The organism is Streptomyces sp. 35G-GA-8, assembly GCF_023534745.1.
Classification (GTDB): domain Bacteria; phylum Actinomycetota; class Actinomycetes; order Streptomycetales; family Streptomycetaceae; genus Streptomyces.
Genome location: NZ_JAMHJQ010000016.1, coordinates 30,182 through 48,169, shown reverse-complemented (window position 1 = coordinate 48,169; position 17,988 = coordinate 30,182). Strand labels below are relative to the sequence as shown.

At 69.0% G+C, this 17,988-nt stretch carries 16 protein-coding genes; 9 read left to right on the top strand and 7 right to left on the bottom strand.

Translation table 11 applies throughout. The features are described from left to right. Positions 1-98 precede the first annotated feature (98 nt). The 3 genes from M1203_RS31050 to M1203_RS31040 form a co-directional block, all read right to left on the bottom strand. Complete coding sequence (locus M1203_RS31050; RefSeq protein WP_249953157.1) at positions 99-1,322, bottom strand: VCBS repeat-containing protein; 1,224 nt, start codon at positions 1,320-1,322, stop codon at positions 99-101. A gap of 273 nt (positions 1,323-1,595) precedes the next feature. Next, a complete protein-coding gene (locus M1203_RS31045) occupies positions 1,596-3,905 on the bottom strand; it encodes a (Fe-S)-binding protein (protein WP_249953156.1) in 2,310 nt (769 codons plus the stop codon). A gap of 266 nt (positions 3,906-4,171) precedes the next feature. Continuing rightward, positions 4,172-4,684 carry a sugar transferase gene (locus tag M1203_RS31040; protein WP_308404932.1) on the bottom strand — a complete coding sequence of 171 codons (513 nt, stop codon included), beginning with the start codon at positions 4,682-4,684 and terminating at the stop codon, positions 4,172-4,174. A gap of 310 nt (positions 4,685-4,994) precedes the next feature. Between M1203_RS31040 and dnaK the strand changes: the two genes are divergently transcribed. From dnaK to M1203_RS31020, 4 genes are read left to right on the top strand one after another with little or no spacing between them, the layout of a single operon-like run. Then, positions 4,995-6,854 carry a molecular chaperone DnaK gene (gene dnaK, locus M1203_RS31035; RefSeq protein ID WP_249953155.1) on the top strand — a complete coding sequence of 620 codons (1,860 nt, stop codon included), beginning with the start codon at positions 4,995-4,997 and terminating at the stop codon, positions 6,852-6,854. Next, entirely contained in the window at positions 6,851-7,513 is a 663-nt protein-coding gene (gene grpE / locus M1203_RS31030; RefSeq protein ID WP_249953154.1) for a nucleotide exchange factor GrpE, read from the top strand. Before dnaK ends, grpE begins: the two co-directional genes overlap by 4 nt. Positions 7,514-7,558: 45 nt before the next feature. Continuing rightward, entirely contained in the window at positions 7,559-8,746 is a 1,188-nt protein-coding gene (gene dnaJ / locus M1203_RS31025; RefSeq protein ID WP_249953153.1) for a molecular chaperone DnaJ, read from the top strand. A gap of 4 nt (positions 8,747-8,750) precedes the next feature. Continuing rightward, positions 8,751-9,212 carry a heat shock protein transcriptional repressor HspR gene (locus M1203_RS31020; RefSeq protein WP_249953152.1) on the top strand — a complete coding sequence of 154 codons (462 nt, stop codon included), beginning with the start codon at positions 8,751-8,753 and terminating at the stop codon, positions 9,210-9,212. A 17-nt stretch (positions 9,213-9,229) separates the two neighbouring features. On the opposite strand, the gene M1203_RS31015 is transcribed toward M1203_RS31020, so the two are convergent. Together M1203_RS31015 and M1203_RS31010 are read right to left on the bottom strand one after the other, a co-directional pair. Continuing rightward, positions 9,230-10,207 (bottom strand): LuxR C-terminal-related transcriptional regulator, encoded by a 978-nt coding sequence (locus M1203_RS31015; RefSeq protein ID WP_249953151.1) that lies wholly within the window; start codon positions 10,205-10,207, stop codon positions 9,230-9,232. Between the two features lie 199 nt (positions 10,208-10,406). Then, complete coding sequence (locus tag M1203_RS31010) at positions 10,407-11,426, bottom strand: helix-turn-helix transcriptional regulator (protein WP_249953150.1); 1,020 nt, start codon at positions 11,424-11,426, stop codon at positions 10,407-10,409. Positions 11,427-11,528: 102 nt separating this feature from the next. Here M1203_RS31010 and M1203_RS31005 point away from each other — a divergent pair, with 102 nt between their 5' ends. Both M1203_RS31005 and M1203_RS31000 read left to right on the top strand, forming a co-directional pair. After that, a complete protein-coding gene (locus tag M1203_RS31005) occupies positions 11,529-11,864 on the top strand; it encodes a hypothetical protein (protein WP_249953149.1) in 336 nt (111 codons plus the stop codon). After that, the gene (locus tag M1203_RS31000; protein ID WP_030353182.1) at positions 11,861-12,181 is read left to right on the top strand and encodes a hypothetical protein; all 321 of its coding nucleotides are present in this window, start codon (positions 11,861-11,863) and stop codon (positions 12,179-12,181) included. The genes M1203_RS31005 and M1203_RS31000 overlap by 4 nt, the downstream gene beginning before the upstream one ends. 137 nt (positions 12,182-12,318) lie before the next feature. Here M1203_RS31000 and M1203_RS30995 read toward each other — a convergent pair whose 3' ends face one another. Beyond that, positions 12,319-12,723 carry a pyridoxamine 5'-phosphate oxidase family protein gene (locus M1203_RS30995; RefSeq protein WP_249953148.1) on the bottom strand — a complete coding sequence of 135 codons (405 nt, stop codon included), beginning with the start codon at positions 12,721-12,723 and terminating at the stop codon, positions 12,319-12,321. Positions 12,724-12,912: 189 nt separating this feature from the next. Between M1203_RS30995 and clpB the strand changes: the two genes are divergently transcribed. Beyond that, positions 12,913-15,534 (top strand): ATP-dependent chaperone ClpB, encoded by a 2,622-nt coding sequence (gene clpB / locus M1203_RS30990; protein WP_249953147.1) that lies wholly within the window; start codon positions 12,913-12,915, stop codon positions 15,532-15,534. A gap of 161 nt (positions 15,535-15,695) precedes the next feature. Continuing rightward, a complete protein-coding gene (locus M1203_RS30985; RefSeq protein ID WP_249953146.1) occupies positions 15,696-16,223 on the top strand; it encodes a YbjN domain-containing protein in 528 nt (175 codons plus the stop codon). A 90-nt stretch (positions 16,224-16,313) separates the two neighbouring features. Here the strand turns inward: M1203_RS30985 and M1203_RS30980 are convergent, their stop codons facing one another. Beyond that, complete coding sequence (locus tag M1203_RS30980) at positions 16,314-17,459, bottom strand: pyridoxal phosphate-dependent aminotransferase (protein ID WP_249953145.1); 1,146 nt, start codon at positions 17,457-17,459, stop codon at positions 16,314-16,316. A 176-nt stretch (positions 17,460-17,635) separates the two neighbouring features. Between M1203_RS30980 and M1203_RS30975 the strand changes: the two genes are divergently transcribed. Beyond that, positions 17,636-17,944 (top strand): hypothetical protein, encoded by a 309-nt coding sequence (locus M1203_RS30975; protein ID WP_249953144.1) that lies wholly within the window; start codon positions 17,636-17,638, stop codon positions 17,942-17,944. Positions 17,945-17,988: the final 44 nt, after the last annotated feature.

Sequence of the window (17,988 nt, the reverse complement as noted above, 5' to 3'; positions counted from 1 at the left end):
AACGGGGGGTCCTTTGCGGCCGAGCTGTGACATCCCCTAAGGGATCCCCGTGGGGACAACCCCCGGTCCGCCAGGGACCTCTCGCGACCTCCTCCGCCCTATCCGAGGAAGATCGAAGTACTGAACGTGATCACGGGCCGGTCGGCTCCCGACGGGTACAGCGCGATCAGATCCGTACGCTCGCCGCGGTGGGTGCGGGTCACCAGATCCTGGCGCCCGTCCCCGGTGAAGTCGGCCGAGGCGACGAGCTCCGTCACGGCCCGGCCGGACCCCGACGGGAGCCTGGGCGGGGTCGGGAACCGGGCGCCCTTGAAGCGGTACGCGCCTCCCGCGCGCCCCGGCCCCTCCGGGCCGCCGAGCAGCAGCTCGCCCTTCGCGGCGTGGCCCGGGGCGCGGGCCCTGGTCAAGTGGACGAGGTCGTCGTAGCCGTCACCGTTGACATCGGCCTTGGGCGTGGGCGCTTCGAGGACAGGGCCGCCGCCCGGGATCGGCGCGGAGGCGGCGCGTGGGGCGCCGGTGCGGCTGAAGGGGCCCCGGAGATAGCTCACCTGGCCCGCGCTCGCGGTCACCGCGAGGTCCATCTCGCCGTCGCCGTCGAAGTCGCCGCAGACGGGGTGGTCGGGCCACTCGTCTCCGGCGCGGGCCTTGGCGGGGATCCGGAGGACGACCGCCCTGCCACGATCACCGCCCCTGCCGGCCTTGTCGGTCTTGTCGGTCTTGCCGTCACCGCCCCCGCCGAGGCCGTCGGGACCGCCGAAGAGGATCTGGAGCGGCACGGGCGGGGCTCCGATCCCGTCGTACGGCGGGTCCGTGGTGACGATCAGATCCCCGAACCCGTCGCCGTCCAGATCGCACGCGGCCTCGGCGTCGAACGCCGAGGGCAGCACGCCGTCGACACGGGCGCCGTGTTCCCGCGGGCTGAGGATCTGGCGCACGGCCGGATCGACACCGCGGGCCGTGGCGGTGCCATAGACGATCCCGATGCCCGCGTCGTCGCCGTAGGTGTCGCCCGGGGCCTTGACCAGGTCGTTCAGTACGAGGTCAGGGTGGCCGTCACCGTTGAAGTCGTCGGGGACACGGCTGCCCTTGCCGCGCGGTACGGGACGACGCGGGGCGCCGGAGCGGCCCGAGAGGGGCGCGGTGTCGCCGTTCTTGTCGGCCGCCGTGCCCTTGCCCCGGTCCTGGCCGCCGCCTCCGTCCGGGCCCGAGAAGGCGGTGCAGCCCGTGAGCAGCAGCGCCGTACAGACGGCCGCGCACACCGCCGCGCACGCGGCCGTACGGAACCCACGTCCGCGGAAGCCACATCCGCGTTCGCGTCTCACCGCCGCCCCGGCAGCCGCCCTCGCTGTCACGCGTATGCGCATGCCCCACTCACCCGTCCGCCCGCCGTCCGTCCGCCCGGTCCCTCTCACCGGCCTCAGTCGTCACATGGTGCCCCAGTCCTCTCCCATTCAGCGGCCGAAATCGGAGCCGAATCCCCAGGATCACGCCACACGCACCGCACGCCACACACCGAGCGGCCGGACCCGCCCCCAGGCAGATCCGGCCGCTCCTCCACTCCTGCTCGTCCTGCTCGCTCGCTCCTACCCGCTCATCTACTTCACCGGCTGAGGCTCCGGGTCCGGATCCGGGTCCGGCGCGCTCTCCGGCTCCTCCGAGCCCTCCGGCCCCGCCGGCGTCCGCACCGAGTCGAGCAGCAGCTGCGCCACGTCCACGACCTGGAGGGACTCCTTCGCCCGTCCGTCGTTCTTCTTGCCGTTGACCGAGTCGGTGAGCATCACCAGACAGAACGGGCAGGCCGTCGACACGATGTCCGGGTTCAGCGAAAGGGCCTCGTCCACCCGCTCGTCGTTGACGCGCTTGCCGATCCGCTCCTCCATCCACATCCGCGCGCCACCCGCGCCACAGCAGAAGCCGCGCTCCTTGTGGCGGTGCATCTCCTCGTTCCGCAGACCGGGCACCTTCGCGATGATCTCGCGCGGCGGCGTGTAGATCTTGTTGTGCCGGCCCAGGTAGCAGGGGTCGTGGTACGTGATCAGACCCTCGACCGGGGTGACCGGGACCAGCTTGCCCTCGTCCACGAGGTGCTGGAGCAGCTGCGTGTGGTGGATGACCTCGTACTCGCCGCCGAGCTGCGGGTACTCGTTCGCGATCGTGTTGAAGCAGTGCGGGCAGGTCGCGACGATCTTCTTCGACGACTTCGGCTTCTTCGTCGAGGCGTCGTCATCGTCCTCCCCGTACGCCATGTTCAACATCGCGACGTTCTCCTGGCCGAGCTGCTGGAACAGCGGCTCGTTGCCGAGGCGGCGGGCCGAGTCACCCGTGCACTTCTCGTCGCCGCCCATGATCGCGAATGTGACGCCCGCGATGTGCAGCAGCTCCGCGAAGGCCTTGGTGGTCTTCTTGGCCCGGTCCTCCAGCGCGCCCGCGCAGCCGACCCAGTACAGGTAGTCGACCTCGGTCAGGTCCTCGATGTCCTTGCCGACGACCGGTACCTCGAAGTCGACCTCCTTCGTCCACTCCAGGCGCTGCTTCTTCGCCAGACCCCAGGGGTTGCCCTTCTTCTCCAGGTTCTTGAGCATGGTCCCGGCCTCGCTCGGGAAGGCGCTCTCGATCATCACCTGGTAGCGGCGCATGTCGACGATGTGGTCGACATGCTCGATGTCCACCGGGCACTGCTCCACACACGCGCCGCACGTGGTGCAGGACCACAGCACGTCCGGGTCGATGACGCCGCCCGTGGCGAAGCCGCTGTCGGACACCGGCTCCAGCGTTCCGATCAGCGGGCGTTCGGCCTCCGCGAGGGCCGCGGCGGGCACCCCGGCCAGCTGCTCCTCGGTGGCCTTCTCCTCGCCCTCCATCGTCTTGCCGCCGCCGGCCAGCAGATAGGGCGCCTTGGCGTGGGCGTGGTCGCGCAGCGACATGATCAGGAGCTTCGGGGAGAGCGGCTTCCCCGTGTTCCAGGCCGGGCACTGCGACTGGCAGCGGCCGCACTCCGTACAGGTGGAGAAGTCGAGGATGCCCTTCCAGGAGAAGTGCTCGATCTGGGAGACACCGAAGACGTCGTCCTCGCCGGGGTCCTCGAAGTCGATCTCCTTGCCCGCGCTCGTCATCGGCCGAAGGGCGCCGAGGGCCGTCCCGCCGTCCGCCTCGCGCTTGAACCAGATGTTGGGGAAGGCGAGGAAACGGTGCCAGGCGACGCCCATGTCGGTCTTGAGCGCGACCGTGATCATCCAGATGAAGGACGTCGCGAGCTTGATCAGCGCGACCAGGTAGACCAGGTTCTGGAGAGTGCCGAGGCTGAGCCCGTCGAACGCCGCGACCAGCGGGTACGAGACCAGATACGCCGCCTGGTACGAGTCGACGTGGTGCAGCGCGCCCTCCAGCCCGCGCAGGACCAGGATCGCCAGGCCGATGACGAGGATGACGGCCTCGACGAAGTACGCCTGGCCGAAGTTCGAGCCCGTGAAGCGGGACTTGCGGCCGGCGCGGCCGGGGAGCGAGAGCTGCCGGATGACGATCAGGGTCAGGATGCCGAGCGTCGTGAGCAGGCCGATGAGCTCGACGAAGACCTCGTACGGCGTCCAGTTCCCGATGACCGGCAGCAGCCAGTCGGCCTTGAAGAGCTGCCCGAAGGCGTTCACCAGGGTCAGTACGAGCGAGAAGAAGCCGATGGCGACGAACCAGTGCGCGACGCCGACCACGCCCCAGCGGTTCATCCGGGTGTGGCCGAGGAACTCCTTGGCCACGGTCAGGGTGCGCCGGCCGGGCTCATCGGTCCGTGTGCCCGCGGGGACGGGCTGGCCGAGCCGTACGAAGCGGTAGATCTGCGCGATGGCTCGGCCGAACAGCGCCACACCGACGACGGCGAGTACCAGCGACACGATGATCGCGGCGAGTTGCATTGGGGGCTCCTCGGGCCTGCGAGGGTGGGAGATCGGCCCACTCTTCCACGGGCTTGTGCGTTACGGGGACGGGTGGCCGGCTCGCTGCTGCTCACCGACCACGGGTGTTGTCGAACCACTCGTGCTGTCAAACCACTGGTGCTGTCAACTATCGCCGCTCACTGGCGCTTACTAAGCGGTAACTTAATCGTTTCGTGCTGAGGTTACCCACTTATCCAGCCGCAATGTAGCGGCGCAGCCGGTGATCTGTGTCGCTCAGGGGACCCTCAGGGAAACCTGGCCGCCCGCAAGGCGCGTCCGGGCGTGCGGGCGAGGATCGCGAGGTCCAGGCCGATCCAGTGGTGTTCCACGTAGTGCTGGTCGAGCAGCGGTGTCTCGTCCCACGGCAGCCCCGAGTGGCGCCGTACCTGCGCGAGACCGGTCAGGCCGGGCCGTACGCGCTGACGCCAGGGCGCCGACCCCGTGGGGGAGCCGGTCTTCAGGGGCGCGGGCCCCACCAGGGACAGCTCGCCGCGTACGACATGGGGCAGCCGGGAGAGCAGGTCGAGCCGGAACAGGCGGGTGCGCAGGGAACTCAGCAGGAAGGGGTGGCCGTTGAGTCCTGTGCGGTAGTCGCGTACGAAAACGCCCCCGGCCGGCCGGGACAGCGCGAGGGTGAGGGCCGCCGCCCCGAGCAGGGGCGCGGTCAGCACCAGGAGGGCCGAGCCGAGGGTCAGATCGAGTAGGCGCTTGGGCTCCGGGAGGTGGGGCGGGCGCCATGCCGTGGGGCGTCGCTTCAAGGTCACACCTGACCGTTCTGTTCGCTATAAGTGCTCTATTACATTCAGCTGGGTTCAGCGGTAGTTTCGATTACTTCGCGAGTTTCATCAGCTTCGGTGTTTTTGGGTGTTTTCAGTGCTTTTGCCACGGAACAATCGCACGGTGTGGGTGCCCGGATCGGGTAGGTGGGCCCCTCAGGCGCGTCCGGCGGCCCCCGGAGACGGGCGCGGCGCACGATAGTTGAGTCCCATCGACTCAGGTCCTTTGACTCTCGGGGATCCGTCATGCATCCTTGAGTCAGTTCCACTCAAGTCAGCTGGAGGAATCGAAATGGCACGTGCGGTCGGCATCGACCTGGGCACGACTAACTCCGTCGTCAGCGTTCTCGAAGGCGGCGAGCCCACCGTCATCACCAACGCCGAAGGCGCCAGGACCACGCCGTCCGTCGTCGCCTTCGCCAAGAACGGCGAGGTGCTCGTCGGCGAGGTCGCCAAGCGCCAGGCAGTCACGAACGTCGACAGGACCATCCGGTCGGTCAAGCGCCACATGGGCACCGACTGGAAGATCAACCTGGACGGCAAGGACTTCAACCCGCAGCAGATGTCGGCCTTCGTGCTGCAGAAGCTGAAGCGGGACGCGGAGTCGTACCTGGGCGAGAAGGTCACCGACGCGGTGATCACCGTCCCCGCGTACTTCAACGACTCCGAGCGTCAGGCCACCAAGGAGGCCGGCGAGATCGCGGGCCTCAACGTGCTGCGTATCGTCAACGAGCCGACGGCGGCGGCGCTGGCCTACGGGCTCGACAAGGACGACCAGACGATCCTCGTCTTCGACCTCGGTGGCGGCACCTTCGACGTCTCGCTGCTGGAGATCGGTGACGGCGTCGTCGAGGTGAAGGCCACCAACGGCGACAACCACCTCGGTGGTGACGACTGGGACCAGCGTCTCGTCGACTTCCTGGTGAAGCAGTTCGCCAACGGCCACGGCGTGGACCTCTCCAAGGACAAGATGGCTCTCCAGCGTCTCCGCGAGGCCGCGGAGAAGGCGAAGATCGAGCTGTCGTCCTCGTCCGAGACCACGATCAACCTGCCGTACATCACGGCGTCCGCCGAGGGCCCGCTGCACCTCGACGAGAAGATCACGCGCTCGCAGTTCCAGCAGCTGACCGCGGATCTGCTCGACCGCTGCAAGACCCCGTTCCACAACGTCATCAAGGACGCCGGCATCCAGCTGTCCGAGATCGATCACGTGGTGCTCGTGGGTGGTTCGACGCGTATGCCCGCCGTCGCGGAGCTCGTCAAGGAGCTGACCGGTGGCCGCGAGGCCAACAAGGGTGTCAACCCCGACGAGGTCGTCGCCATCGGCGCCGTGCTCCAGGCCGGTGTCCTGAAGGGTGAGGTCAAGGACGTCCTGCTCCTCGACGTCACCCCGCTGTCCCTCGGTATCGAGACCAAGGGCGGCATCATGACCAAGCTGATCGAGCGCAACACGACGATCCCGACGAAGCGTTCGGAGATCTTCACGACGGCCGAGGACAACCAGCCGTCCGTGCAGATCCAGGTCTACCAGGGCGAGCGCGAGATCGCGGCGTACAACAAGAAGCTCGGGATGTTCGAGCTGACCGGTCTGCCGCCCGCGCCGCGCGGTGTGCCGCAGATCGAGGTCGCCTTCGACATCGACGCCAACGGCATCATGCACGTGGCCGCGAAGGACCTCGGCACCGGCAAGGAGCAGAAGATGACCGTCACCGGTGGCTCCTCGCTGCCGAAGGACGAGGTCAACCGGATGCGTGAAGAGGCCGAGCAGTACGCGGACGAGGACCACCGCCGCCGCGAGGCCGCGGAGACCCGCAACCAGGCCGAACAGCTCGTCTACCAGACGGAGAAGTTCCTCAAGGACAACGAGGACAAGGTTCCCGGCGACATCAAGACCGAGGTCGAGACGTCCATCGCCGAGCTGAAGGAGAAGCTCAAGGGCGAGGACACCGCCGAGATCCGTACCGCCACGGAGAAGGTCGCGGCCGTCTCCCAGAAGCTCGGTCAGGCGATGTACGCCGACGCCCAGGCGTCCGGTGCGGCCGCCGGCGGTGCCGAGGCCGGTGCGGGCGCCGGACAGGCCAAGGCCGATGACGATGTCGTCGACGCCGAGATCGTGGACGACGAGAAGCCCAAGAAGGACGGTGCGGCGTGACGGAGGAGACCCCGGGCTTTGAGGAGAAGCCCGACGTTCCCTCCGGCGCGACCCCCGAAGAAGCCGCGTCGAAGGGCGCCGAGTCCGACTCCGCTGCGGAGTCGGGCCCGGCGGCCCCGGGCGGGGACGTACAGGAAGTCGCTTTGACGGCGCAGCTGGACCAGGTCCGTACGGCGCTCAACGAGCGCACGGGGGACCTCCAGCGGCTCCAGGCCGAGTACCAGAACTACCGCCGCCGGGTGGAGCGGGACCGGGTCACGGTCAAGGAGATCGCGGTCGCGAGTCTGCTGACCGAACTGCTGCCGGTCCTGGACGACATCGGCCGGGCGCGCGACCACGAGGAACTGGTCGGCGGGTTCAAGTCGGTGGCCGAGTCGCTGGAAGCGGTCACGGTGAAGCTGGGCCTCCAGCAGTTCGGTACGGAGGGCGAGCCCTTCGACCCGACGATTCATGAGGCCCTGATGCACTCGTACGCGCCGGATGTCACGGAAACGACGTGCGTCGCGATCCTCCAGCCTGGGTACCGGTTCGGCGAGCGGACTATCAGACCCGCCCGCGTCGCGGTGGCCGAGCCCCAGCCGGGGGCCCAGCCCAAGGCCGCGGACGAGGGCGCCGAGTCCGCCAACGACAAGGAGAGCGGTGGCCCGGACGAGGGCTGACGCGGCGGGCAGTGGGGTAGCGGGCGGAGAGGAGGGACGTCGGGAATGAGCACGAAGGACTTCGTGGAGAAGGACTACTACAAGGTTCTCGGCGTCCCCAAGGACGCCACCGAGGCCGAGATCAAGAAGGCGTACCGGAAGCTCGCGCGCGAGTTCCACCCGGACGCCAACAAGGGCGACCTCAAGGCCGAGGAACGCTTCAAGGAGATCTCCGAGGCGAATGACGTCCTCGGGGATCCCAAGCGGCGCAAGGAATACGACGAGGCGCGCGCCCTCTTCGGCAACGGCGGGTTCCGGCCCGGTCCCGGCGCCGGGGGCAACGGCTCGTTCAACTTCGACCTGGGGGACCTCTTCGGCGGCGGCCCCGGGGGCACCCAGGGCGGACCCGGCGCCGGCGGCTTCGGCGGCGGGCTCGGGGACGTCTTCGGCGGGCTCTTCAACCGGGGCGGCACCGGGACCCGTACGCAGCCGCGCCGCGGCCAGGACATCGAGTCCGAGGTGACGCTCAGCTTCACCGAGGCGGTCGACGGGGCCACGGTCCCGCTGCGGATGTCCAGCCAGGCGCCCTGCAAGGCGTGTTCGGGCACCGGCGACAAGAACGGCACCCCGCGGGTCTGCCCGACCTGTGTGGGCACGGGACAGGTCTCGCGCGGCAGCGGCGGCGGCTTCTCGCTGACCGACCCCTGTGTGGACTGCAAGGGCCGTGGGCTGATCGCCCAGGACCCGTGCGAGGTCTGCAAGGGCAGCGGGCGCGCCAGGTCCTCCCGGACCATGCAGGTCCGTATCCCGGCGGGCGTCAGCGACGGGCAGCGGATCAGGCTGCGCGGCAAGGGCGCTCCCGGCGAGCGCGGCGGCCCCGGCGGCGACCTGTATGTCGTCGTGCATGTCGACGCCCATCCGGTCTTCGGCCGCAAGGACGACAACCTCACGGTCACCGTGCCCGTCACGTTCACGGAGGCGGCGCTCGGGGGCGAGGTGAAGGTGCCGACCCTGGGCGGTCCCGCGGTCACGCTCAAGCTTCCGGCGGGGACACCCAACGGCCGTACGATGCGCGCCCGCGGCAAGGGCGCGGTACGCAAGGACGGCACCCGTGGCGACCTGCTGGTCACCGTCGAGGTCGTCGTCCCCAAGGACCTCGACGCGCCCGCGCGGGACGCGCTGGAGGCCTACCGGAAGGCGACCGCGGCCGAGGACCCGCGGGCGGAGCTGTTCCAGGCGGCGAAGGGAGCATGACCTCATGGACGGGCGGCGGCAGTCTTCATCGTTCACCAGGGCGTATCAGCTGACCGAGGAAACGCCGGTGTATGTCATCTCGGTGGCGGCACAGCTCTCCGGGCTGCACCCGCAGACGCTCAGGCAGTACGACCGCCTCGGTCTGGTCTCCCCGGACCGTACGGCGGGCAGGGGACGCCGCTACTCGGCCCGTGACATCGAGCTGCTGCGCCAGGTGCAGCAGTTGTCGCAGGACGAGGGCATCAATCTGGCCGGCATCAAGCGGATCATCGAGCTGGAGAACCAGGTCGCCGCGCTTCAGGCACGGGTCGCCGAGCTGTCGGCGGCGGTGGACGGCGCGGCGACGGCGATGCGGCAGCGCGAGGCGCAGGTGCATGCCTCGTACCGCCGGGATCTGGTGCCGTACCAGGACGTGCAGCAGGCGAGCGCGCTGGTGGTGTGGCGGCCCAAGCGGCCGACGGACTGAGTCCGCTTCCGCTCGCGTCAGTCCAGCCTGCGTTCCTTGGCGGCGGCCTCGGAGCCCCACCACACCCCGAGGGCGAACAGCGTGTCGACCCCCACGGCCTCATAGAGCTTGTTGAGGTCGGTGTTGACGGTGCGGAGGCTGACCCCGAGCTCGCTCGCGATCTGCTTGAGCGCGCGTCCCTCCCGCAGCTTGTTGAGGATGCGGCGGGACCTGCTGGTGGTCAGGGTCGCCTGCTCCCGCCGCCGGAACCGGCCGCCCATCCAGGGCTCGGCCCGTTCCCACTGCTGCTCGTACACATGGTGGAAGAAGGCGAGCATCCCGGGGTGCGTCACCTTGAAGGCGACGTCCCTGTTCGGTTCGCCCCGGTGATCGGCGATCACGGCGACCTTGTTGTCCACGAGGATCATGCGCTCGAAGTCGGTGGCGAGGGTACGTATCTCCGCGCCGTGTCCGCTCGCCGCCGCGGCCCATTCCTTCTCGCCGGGCCTGGTGCGCGCGGTGTCCGGATAGAGAGTGCGGTAGCCGACACCTCGCTGGAGGACCGCCACATCGGCCACGAGCGCCTTGCGCAGCGTATCCACCTTTCTGTCCTGCGGATGCGCCGTACAGATCCGTGAAGTCGCGGAATTCGTCGCTTGGACGATGGCGGCGTTGACGAGCTCGATTCGGTCGAGGAATTCGATGCCGTTTCCGCTCGGCGGCTCGATATTTCTCATCTCGCGGTGCAGCTCGGACAGCCGGCGCATGCGCTGAAGATGATGGGCGATGCCCGCGCGCTCCGCGGCCAGAGCGGTCTGCTCCGCGTGCCACAGGTCCGCCGAACTCCAGCGGTCGTCATGCGGGTTGTGCACCGCCAGGCCCAGAGCGGCCAGTTCCGCGAGCCCGGGTTCGGTACCCGTGACCTGTTCGCCCCGAATAAGCCTGCGCAGCAGGGCGTGTGTTTCCTCTGATATGTCGAGCGATGCTTCGTTGTGCAGCGCTATGTCGGATTTCATATGTCCCTCCTGCGAGCTTCCGCAGTGCACATCAGTGCAGGCATCTATCACTTGATCCGCGCGGACCGGCCCCGCATTCTACAGAGAGTGACGGAAGATAAGTGACGGAAGATGCCGGAAGGCGACATCGCGCGCCCGGACGGAATTGAGGCGCCCCTTCGCCGGGGTCGCCGGGGGCGGCTGAATGGCAATTCCTGGGTTAATCCGACTCGGTGCCCTGGTCCAGGATTCCCGACTGCGCGATGAGATATCCGAGTTGGGCGCGGCTGCCGCTGCCGAGCGTGGTGGCGAGTTTGGCTATGTGCGCGCGGCAGGTGCGTACGTTCATGCCGAGGCGGCGGGCGATGGCCTCGTTCACGTACCCCTCGATGAGGAGCTTGGCGATGGACCGCTGGACGCCGGTGATGCCGAACGGTGTGGGCTCGTAGGAGACCTGCTCCGTGAGCGGGGTGGCGCGGCGCCACAACTGCTCGAAGACCTGGGCGAGATAGTCGACGAGTCCCGGGTGGCGCAGTTCCAGCGCGACCTGCCGGTCGGAACGGGCCGGTATGTACGCGACGGTGCGGTCGAAGACGATGAGCCGCTCGATGAGTTCTTCCAGCGTCCGTATCTCCACCTTGCCCTCGGCCAGCCGCTCCGCGTAGGCGAGTGTGCCCTGGCTGTGCCGGACGGTGTGCTGGTACAGGGTGCGGATGCTGACACCGCGGTCCACCACGGAACGGCCCCGCTCCAAGGCCTGGGCGAGCACATGCGCGCTGCGTCCGCCGCCGGGCTGCACGGTGAGTACTTCCGTCCGGCATTCGGCGGTGGAGAGGTCGAGCGCGGCGTTGATCCGGCTGTCGCCCTCCAGGACGGTGATCGCGTGTGTGGTGGGCGGGTCCTGGGCGCTGATGGTCATGAACGGCTCGAAAGAGTCGGTCAGTTCGACGGCGAAGTGCCGGCGTTCCTGGATCTCGCGCTCGATGGGGTGGAGACGCTGGGCAAGGGCCGCGGAGGGCGGAACTGGGCGTAGCCAGTCGGCATCGTCGGGATCGGGGTGGAGAAGAGGGAATTCCATGAGGCAGGGAGCCGCCGCGGCCTCGCTGCGGGCGATCCGTCCGGAGCGCAACGCGCTGGCGTAAATCCGTCTGCCGTCATCACACAGCTCAGTCACAGCGTGGGGATGTGTCTGTTTTGTGTTGTTTGCTAGCAAAGCTCCACCCCCCAGGGTCCTGAACATACAGGAACATGATGCCTCGTCCCGGTGGTGTTGACGTGTCCGGGTGAGACATCGTCTAGATGGCGGGGGAGAGGAATCCATCAAGTGAGGACGAAGCCGACTATGTACAAGAGAATGCTTCGCGCGGTGGTTGTCACTGCTTTCTCTGCGGCTCTGGCCTATGGTGCGCTGGGTGTTGGGGCGGACATTGGCTGGAACCCAACGCCTGCCGGATCTGTCGCCCAGGGTGTGGAGTCGGGCGACATCGGGTGGAAGTCGGGCGACATCGGGTGGGGCGAGCCCGCCGCATCCGGTAACTCGGGTGACATCGGCTGGAACCTGAAGGCCGCTGGATCCACTGCTGTGCGTTCGGGGTCCGGTGACATCGGCTGGGTGGCCCCTCAGGCAACTCCCAAGGACATCGGCTGGATCGTCACGTCGGCCGACACCAGCGCATGACTGTCCCGCCGGACGACCGGGTCTTCCGGCGCGAGATGGCCACGGCCTACCGGTCGGGCTGGCACTTCATCGATCTCGTCACCGCTATTCCTCACCGTGGCGACTCGTTGATGGTCACCCTCTTCGGAGAGCCGATCGTCGTCGTACGCGAGGAGGACGAGGACGTCCGTGCCTACCGCTGCCTTCGGAGGCCGCGGGGGGCTCCGCAGCCGGTCCGGTGTGCCATCCGATACGACATGATCTTCGTGAACCTCGACCAGCGTGATCACCAGCTGGTCGGGTCGAATACCACCATCGCCACCCCCCGCAGTGCCTGAGCGATTCCCCCGTCGTTGTAAATCGCTCAGGCGCTTCCCCCACACAGCGGCGCCATCGTGGACCTGAAACACGATGGCGCCGTTGTGCTGTCCGCGTCCGTTCCGAAGGACTGGAAGGCCTGTCCGGGCCCTCGCGGTCAGACGCGGCCGAGCGCCCGTTCCAGGGCGATCTCGATGACCACCCGCTCCGGGTTGGGTCTCGGAGCGCGCTCGTAGCGCTCCTCGTAACGCCTCTCGGCGTCCGCGACCACCTCAGGGTCCGTGCGGACCGTCGCGCGGCCCTCCAGCGTCGCCCAGTGGCCCTTCTTGACCTGGCACACGGCCACCCGCGCGCCTTCCGGTCCCGCCGCCAGGATGTTGGCGACCTTCGTGCTGTTCTTGTTGGTGATGACGCGGGCGAGTCCGGCCGCCGGGTCATACGTGACGCCCACCGGCACCACATGCGGGCTGCCGTCCGGGCGCAGGGTGGTCAGGGTGCATACGTGGCGCTCGCTCCAGAAGGCGAGAAACTCGGGGCTGGGATCGCGTACGTCATGGGCCATGCCGGAAGCCTAGGGCGTGTCTTCGAAGTCCCGCCTGCCCGGCGACGCCCCGGGCCGGGCAAGGGCACGGAAACCCCCGGAGCGCGGCCCCGTTTCAGGCTTGAGTGGAATAGACTCAACTTTGCGCACGTTCTCAGTGTCAGGGTCGGACGGAGACCCGAGGTCTGTGCAGGAGAGGAGAGGGCGTACGTGGACGCCGAGCTGACCAACAAGAGCCGGGACGCTATCAATGCCGCCACCAACCGGGCCGTGGCGGCCGGGCATCCCGATCTGACCCCCGCGCATCTGCTGCTCGCGCTGCTGGAAGGCCAGGACAACGAGAACGTCACCGACCTGCTGGCCGCCGTCGAGGCGGACCAGGTCGCGGTACGGTCGGGGGCGGAGCGGCTGCTGGCCGCGCAGCCCAGCGTGACCGGTTCGACGGTCGCGCCCCCGGGGCCCAACCGCGAGCTGCTCGCCGTCATCAACGACGCGGCTCAGCGGGCCAAGGAGCTGGGGGACGACTACCTCTCCACCGAGCACCTGCTGATCGGCGTCGCCGCCAAGGGGGGCCAGGCCGGGGAGGTGCTCGACCAGCAGGGGGCGGGCGCCAGGAGACTGCTTGACGCGTTCGAGAAGGCAAGGGGAGGGCGCCGGGTGACCACACCCGACCCGGAGGGCCAGTACAAGGCCCTGGAGAAGTTCGGTACCGATTTCACGGCCGCCGCCCGCGAGGGCAAGCTCGACCCGGTCATCGGCCGGGACCAGGAGATCCGGCGTGTGGTGCAGGTGCTGTCACGCCGTACGAAGAACAATCCGGTGCTGATCGGCGAGCCCGGCGTCGGCAAGACCGCCGTCGTCGAGGGGCTGGCACAGCGCATTGTCAAGGGCGACGTGCCGGAGTCACTGAAGAACAAGCGGCTGGTTTCGCTGGACCTCGGTGCGATGGTGGCGGGCGCGAAGTACCGCGGTGAGTTCGAGGAGCGGCTCAAGACCGTCCTGTCCGAGATCAGGTCGAGCGACGGGCAGATCATCACCTTCATCGACGAGCTGCACACCGTCGTGGGCGCGGGCGCCGGCGGCGACTCCGCCATGGACGCCGGGAACATGCTCAAGCCGATGCTGGCCCGCGGCGAGCTGCGCATGGTCGGCGCGACCACACTGGACGAGTACCGCGAGCGGATCGAGAAGGACGCGGCGCTGGAGCGGCGCTTCCAGCAGGTGCTGGTCGCCGAGCCGACCGTCGAGGACACCATCGCGATCCTGCGCGGGCTCAAGGGCCGGTACGAGGCCCACCACAAGGTGCAGATCGCGGACGCGGCGCTGGTCGCCGCCGCGACGCTCTCCGACCGTTACATCACCTCGCGCTTCCTGCCCGACAAGGCCATCGACCTCGTGGACGAGGCGGCCTCCCGGCTCCGGATGGAGATCGACTCCTCGCCCGTCGAGATCGACGAACTCCAGCGCTCCGTCGACCGCCTCCGTATGGAGGAGCTGGCGCTCAAGAACGAGTCCGACCCCGCCTCCAAGCAGCGGCTGGAGAAGCTTCGCCGCGATCTCGCCGACCGCGAGGAGGAGCTGCGCGGCCTCAACGCCCGCTGGGAGAAGGAGAAGCAGGGCCTCAACCGCGTCGGTGAGCTGAAGGAACGCCTGGACGACCTGCGCGGCCAGGCCGAGCGCGCACAGCGCGACGGCGACTTCGACACCGCCTCCAAGCTGCTGTACGGCGAGATCCCCGGCCTGGAGCGCGAGCTGGAGGAGGCCGCCGAGGCCGAGCAGGAGGCCGCCAAGGACACGATGGTCAAGGAGGAGGTCGGCCCGGACGACATCGCCGATGTGGTCGGCTCCTGGACCGGGATCCCGGCCGGCCGGCTGCTGGAGGGCGAGACACAGAAGCTGCTGCGGATGGAGCAGGAGCTGGGCAGGCGGCTGATCGGCCAGGGCGAGGCGGTCCAGGCCGTGTCCGACGCGGTACGCCGTACCCGCGCCGGAATCGCCGACCCCGACCGCCCCACCGGCTCCTTCCTCTTCCTCGGCCCGACCGGTGTCGGCAAGACCGAGCTGGCCAAGGCGCTCGCCGACTTCCTCTTCGACGACGAGCGGGCCATGGTCCGTATCGACATGAGTGAGTACGGCGAGAAGCACTCCGTGGCGCGGCTCGTCGGCGCGCCTCCCGGCTATGTCGGCTACGAGGAGGGCGGCCAGCTCACCGAGGCCGTGCGCAGGCGGCCGTACTCCGTGGTCCTGCTGGACGAGGTGGAGAAGGCCCATCCCGAGGTCTTCGATGTGCTGCTCCAGGTCCTGGACGACGGCCGGCTCACCGACGGCCAGGGGCGGACGGTGGACTTCCGCAACACCATCCTGGTCCTGACGTCGAACCTCGGCAGCCAGTACCTGGTCGAGCCGACCACCCCGGAGGAGACCAAGAAACAGCAGGTCCTGGAGGTGGTACGGACCTCCTTCAAGCCCGAGTTCCTGAACCGCCTCGACGATCTGGTGGTCTTCTCCGCCCTCTCGCGCGATGAGCTGGCCCATATCGCCAAGCTCCAGATCGACCGGCTGGCCCGCCGCCTCGCGGAGCGCCGGCTCACCCTGGACGTCACCCCCGCGGCGCTGGAATGGCTGGCCGACGAGGGCAACGATCCGGCCTACGGGGCCCGGCCACTGCGCCGTCTGGTGCAGACCGCGATCGGCGACCGGCTGGCCAAGGAGATCCTCGCGGGCGAGGTCACGGACGGCGACACGGTCCGGGTGGACCGCTTCGAGGACGGCCTGATCGTGGGCGCGGCGACGACCGCGGCGACGGGGGCGGAGTCCGGCAAAACGCTGTGAGCGCCCGGAACCCGGGGCCGGTACGCGCCTGATCGCGCACCGGCCCCTCCGGGCGCCCTGTGTGCCATGCGTGCCTTGTTCGCCGGATCGGCGGGCCGGGGTTGCCAGGGCCTCCCCGCTATGGGGGAGGATGGCAGGAACCGTACGAAGGGAAATTCACGGTGAGCATCGACCCGTCCTCGATTCCGAATTTCGGGGGCCAGCCCCAACCGCAGGGTGCAGGACCGGCGGGCCCCGTCGTCCCCGACCAGGATCTGGTCAAGCAGCTCCTCGAACAGATGGAGCTGAAGTACGTCGTCGACGACGAGGGCGACCTCGCGGCGCCGTGGGAGGAATTCCGTACGTACTTCATGTTCCGCGGCGAGGAGGACCAGCAGGTCTTCTCCGTGCGGACGTTCTACGACCGGCCGCACCCGATCACGGACAAGGCGAAGGTCCTCGACGCGATCGACGACTGGAACCGCCGCACCCTGTGGCCCAAGGTCTACACCCACATCCACGAGGAGGGTGACGGTCCGCCCACCGTCCGGCTCATCGGCGAGGCCCAGATGCTGATCGGCATGGGGGTCAGCCTGGAGCACTTCGTGTCGTCCACGGTCAGCTGGGTGCGCGCGTCGATCGAGTTCGACAAGTGGCTCATCGAGCAGCTGGGCCTGGAGCCGGGCGACGAGAAGCCCGAGGACGCCTGAGCACGCGGACCGCGCCGCACGAGGGCCCGGCCGGCGCCGCGATCGTCTGTGATCGCGGCCCTGAGCCGGGCTTTCGCGTCCCGTGAGCGGCTACAGCCGGCGCAGCCGTGACACGGCCTCCTCCAGAACGCCGGTCCGCTTGCAGAACGCGAACCGTACGAACGGGGCGCCCTGCTTCTGGTGGTCGTAGAAGACGGCGTTGGGGACGGCGACCACACCGCACCGCTCCGGCAGGGCGCGGCAGAAGGCGAAGCCGTCGCTCTCCCCGAGCGGCCGGATGTCGGTCGTCACGAAGTAGGTTCCGGCCGGGCGGTAGACCTCGAAACCGGCCGCCGCCAGACCCGTGGAGAGCAGATCGCGCTTGGCGCGCAGATCGGCGCGCAGCCCTTCGAAGTAGGTCTCCGGCAGCCGCAGGGCCTCGGCGATCGCGTACTGGAACGGGCCCGACGCCACATACGTCAGGAACTGCTTGGCCGAGCGCACCGCCCGCACCAGCTCCGGCGGTCCCGTCACCCAGCCCACCTTCCAGCCGGTGAACGAGAAGGTCTTGCCCGCCGAGCTGATCGTCAGGGTCCGCTCGCGCATGCCGGGGAACGAGGCGAGCGGGATGTGCTCGCCCTCGAAGACCAGGTGTTCGTACACCTCGTCGGTGACGACCAGCAGATCGCGTGCGACGGCGAGTTCGGCGACGGCGGTCAGTTCCTCGCGGCTGAGGACGGTGCCGGTGGGGTTGTGCGGGGTGTTGAGGAGGATGAGGCGGGTGCGGTCGGTGACGGCGTCCCGCAGCTCGTCCAGGTCCAGGTGGTACGCGCCGTCCCGGGGGCGCAGGGTGACCGGTACGCGGGTGCCGCCCGCCATGCCGACGCAGGCGGCGTAAGAGTCGTAGTACGGCTCCAGCGCGATCACTTCGTCACCCTGCTCGACCAGGGCGAGCAAAGCCGCGGCGATCGCTTCGGTGGCGCCCGCCGTGACCAGGACCTCGGTGTCCGGGTCGTGGGTCAGTCCGTAGCGTTCCAGCTGGTGTCCGGCGATGGCGGCGCGCAGTTCCGGGACGCCGGGGCCCGGTGGGTACTGGTTGCCCTTGCCCTCGCGCAGCGCCCGTACCGCCGCTTCCCTGACCTCCTCGGGGCCGTCGGTGTCGGGGAAGCCCTGGCCGAGGTTGATCGCGCCGGTGCGTACCGCCAGCGCCGACATCTCCGCGAAGATCGTGGTGCCGCCGAGCCATTCTTTGGTCATGGCCGCCATCCTGTGCCGAACCTCTGGACTTGCTCAAGTCGGCTTTGGCCGCGGGGCGCCGGGGGGACACCCAAGGCACGCGAGAAGTTCACGCGGGAAGTTCAGGCAGCAAGCCGGTCGATGCGGAGCCGGTCGCGCGACGGCGCGGGGCTTCGCCACGGGGGAACAGAAGGACGGTGAGGGCGATGGTAGCCGTGGTGGTCGTACTGATCGCGGTGGCGTTCGTCGGGGTCGTGGCGAGTGTGGGCAGCGGGGACAAGCGCAAGAAGCCGCCGCGTGTGAAGGCGAAGAACCGCGTGTCGAGCCCCTCGCTGAAGAAGCGGGGCGCCAGGCGCCGCGCCGACGGCAGTTGGTGGGCCGGCGGCAGCGGCGGCGGTTCGTCGTGCGGCGGCGGTGGTTCGTCGTGCGGCGGTGGTTCTTCATGCGGCGGTGGTTCGTCGTGCGGCGGTGGCGGTGGCGGGGGTTGCGGCGGAGGAGGCAGCTGACACGGGGCAGCTGATCCACGCTCACGACGGTGCCCGGTGGGGAA

Excerpts from the sequence above, each read along its gene's own strand:
- M1203_RS31045 (WP_249953156.1), bottom strand. The coding sequence starts at position 3,905 with ATGCAACTCGCCGCGATCATCGTGTCGCTGGTACTCGCCGTCGTCGGT.
- dnaK (WP_249953155.1), top strand. The coding sequence starts at position 4,995 with ATGGCACGTGCGGTCGGCATCGACCTGGGCACGACTAACTCCGTCGTC.
- dnaJ (WP_249953153.1), top strand. The coding sequence starts at position 7,559 with ATGAGCACGAAGGACTTCGTGGAGAAGGACTACTACAAGGTTCTCGGC.
- M1203_RS31020 (WP_249953152.1), top strand. The coding sequence starts at position 8,751 with ATGGACGGGCGGCGGCAGTCTTCATCGTTCACCAGGGCGTATCAGCTG.
- M1203_RS31015 (WP_249953151.1), bottom strand. The coding sequence starts at position 10,207 with ATGAAATCCGACATAGCGCTGCACAACGAAGCATCGCTCGACATATCA.
- M1203_RS31010 (WP_249953150.1), bottom strand. The coding sequence starts at position 11,426 with ATGTTCAGGACCCTGGGGGGTGGAGCTTTGCTAGCAAACAACACAAAA.
- M1203_RS31005 (WP_249953149.1), top strand. The coding sequence starts at position 11,529 with ATGTACAAGAGAATGCTTCGCGCGGTGGTTGTCACTGCTTTCTCTGCG.
- M1203_RS31000 (WP_030353182.1), top strand. The coding sequence starts at position 11,861 with ATGACTGTCCCGCCGGACGACCGGGTCTTCCGGCGCGAGATGGCCACG.
- M1203_RS30995 (WP_249953148.1), bottom strand. The coding sequence starts at position 12,723 with ATGGCCCATGACGTACGCGATCCCAGCCCCGAGTTTCTCGCCTTCTGG.
- M1203_RS30980 (WP_249953145.1), bottom strand. The coding sequence starts at position 17,459 with ATGACCAAAGAATGGCTCGGCGGCACCACGATCTTCGCGGAGATGTCG.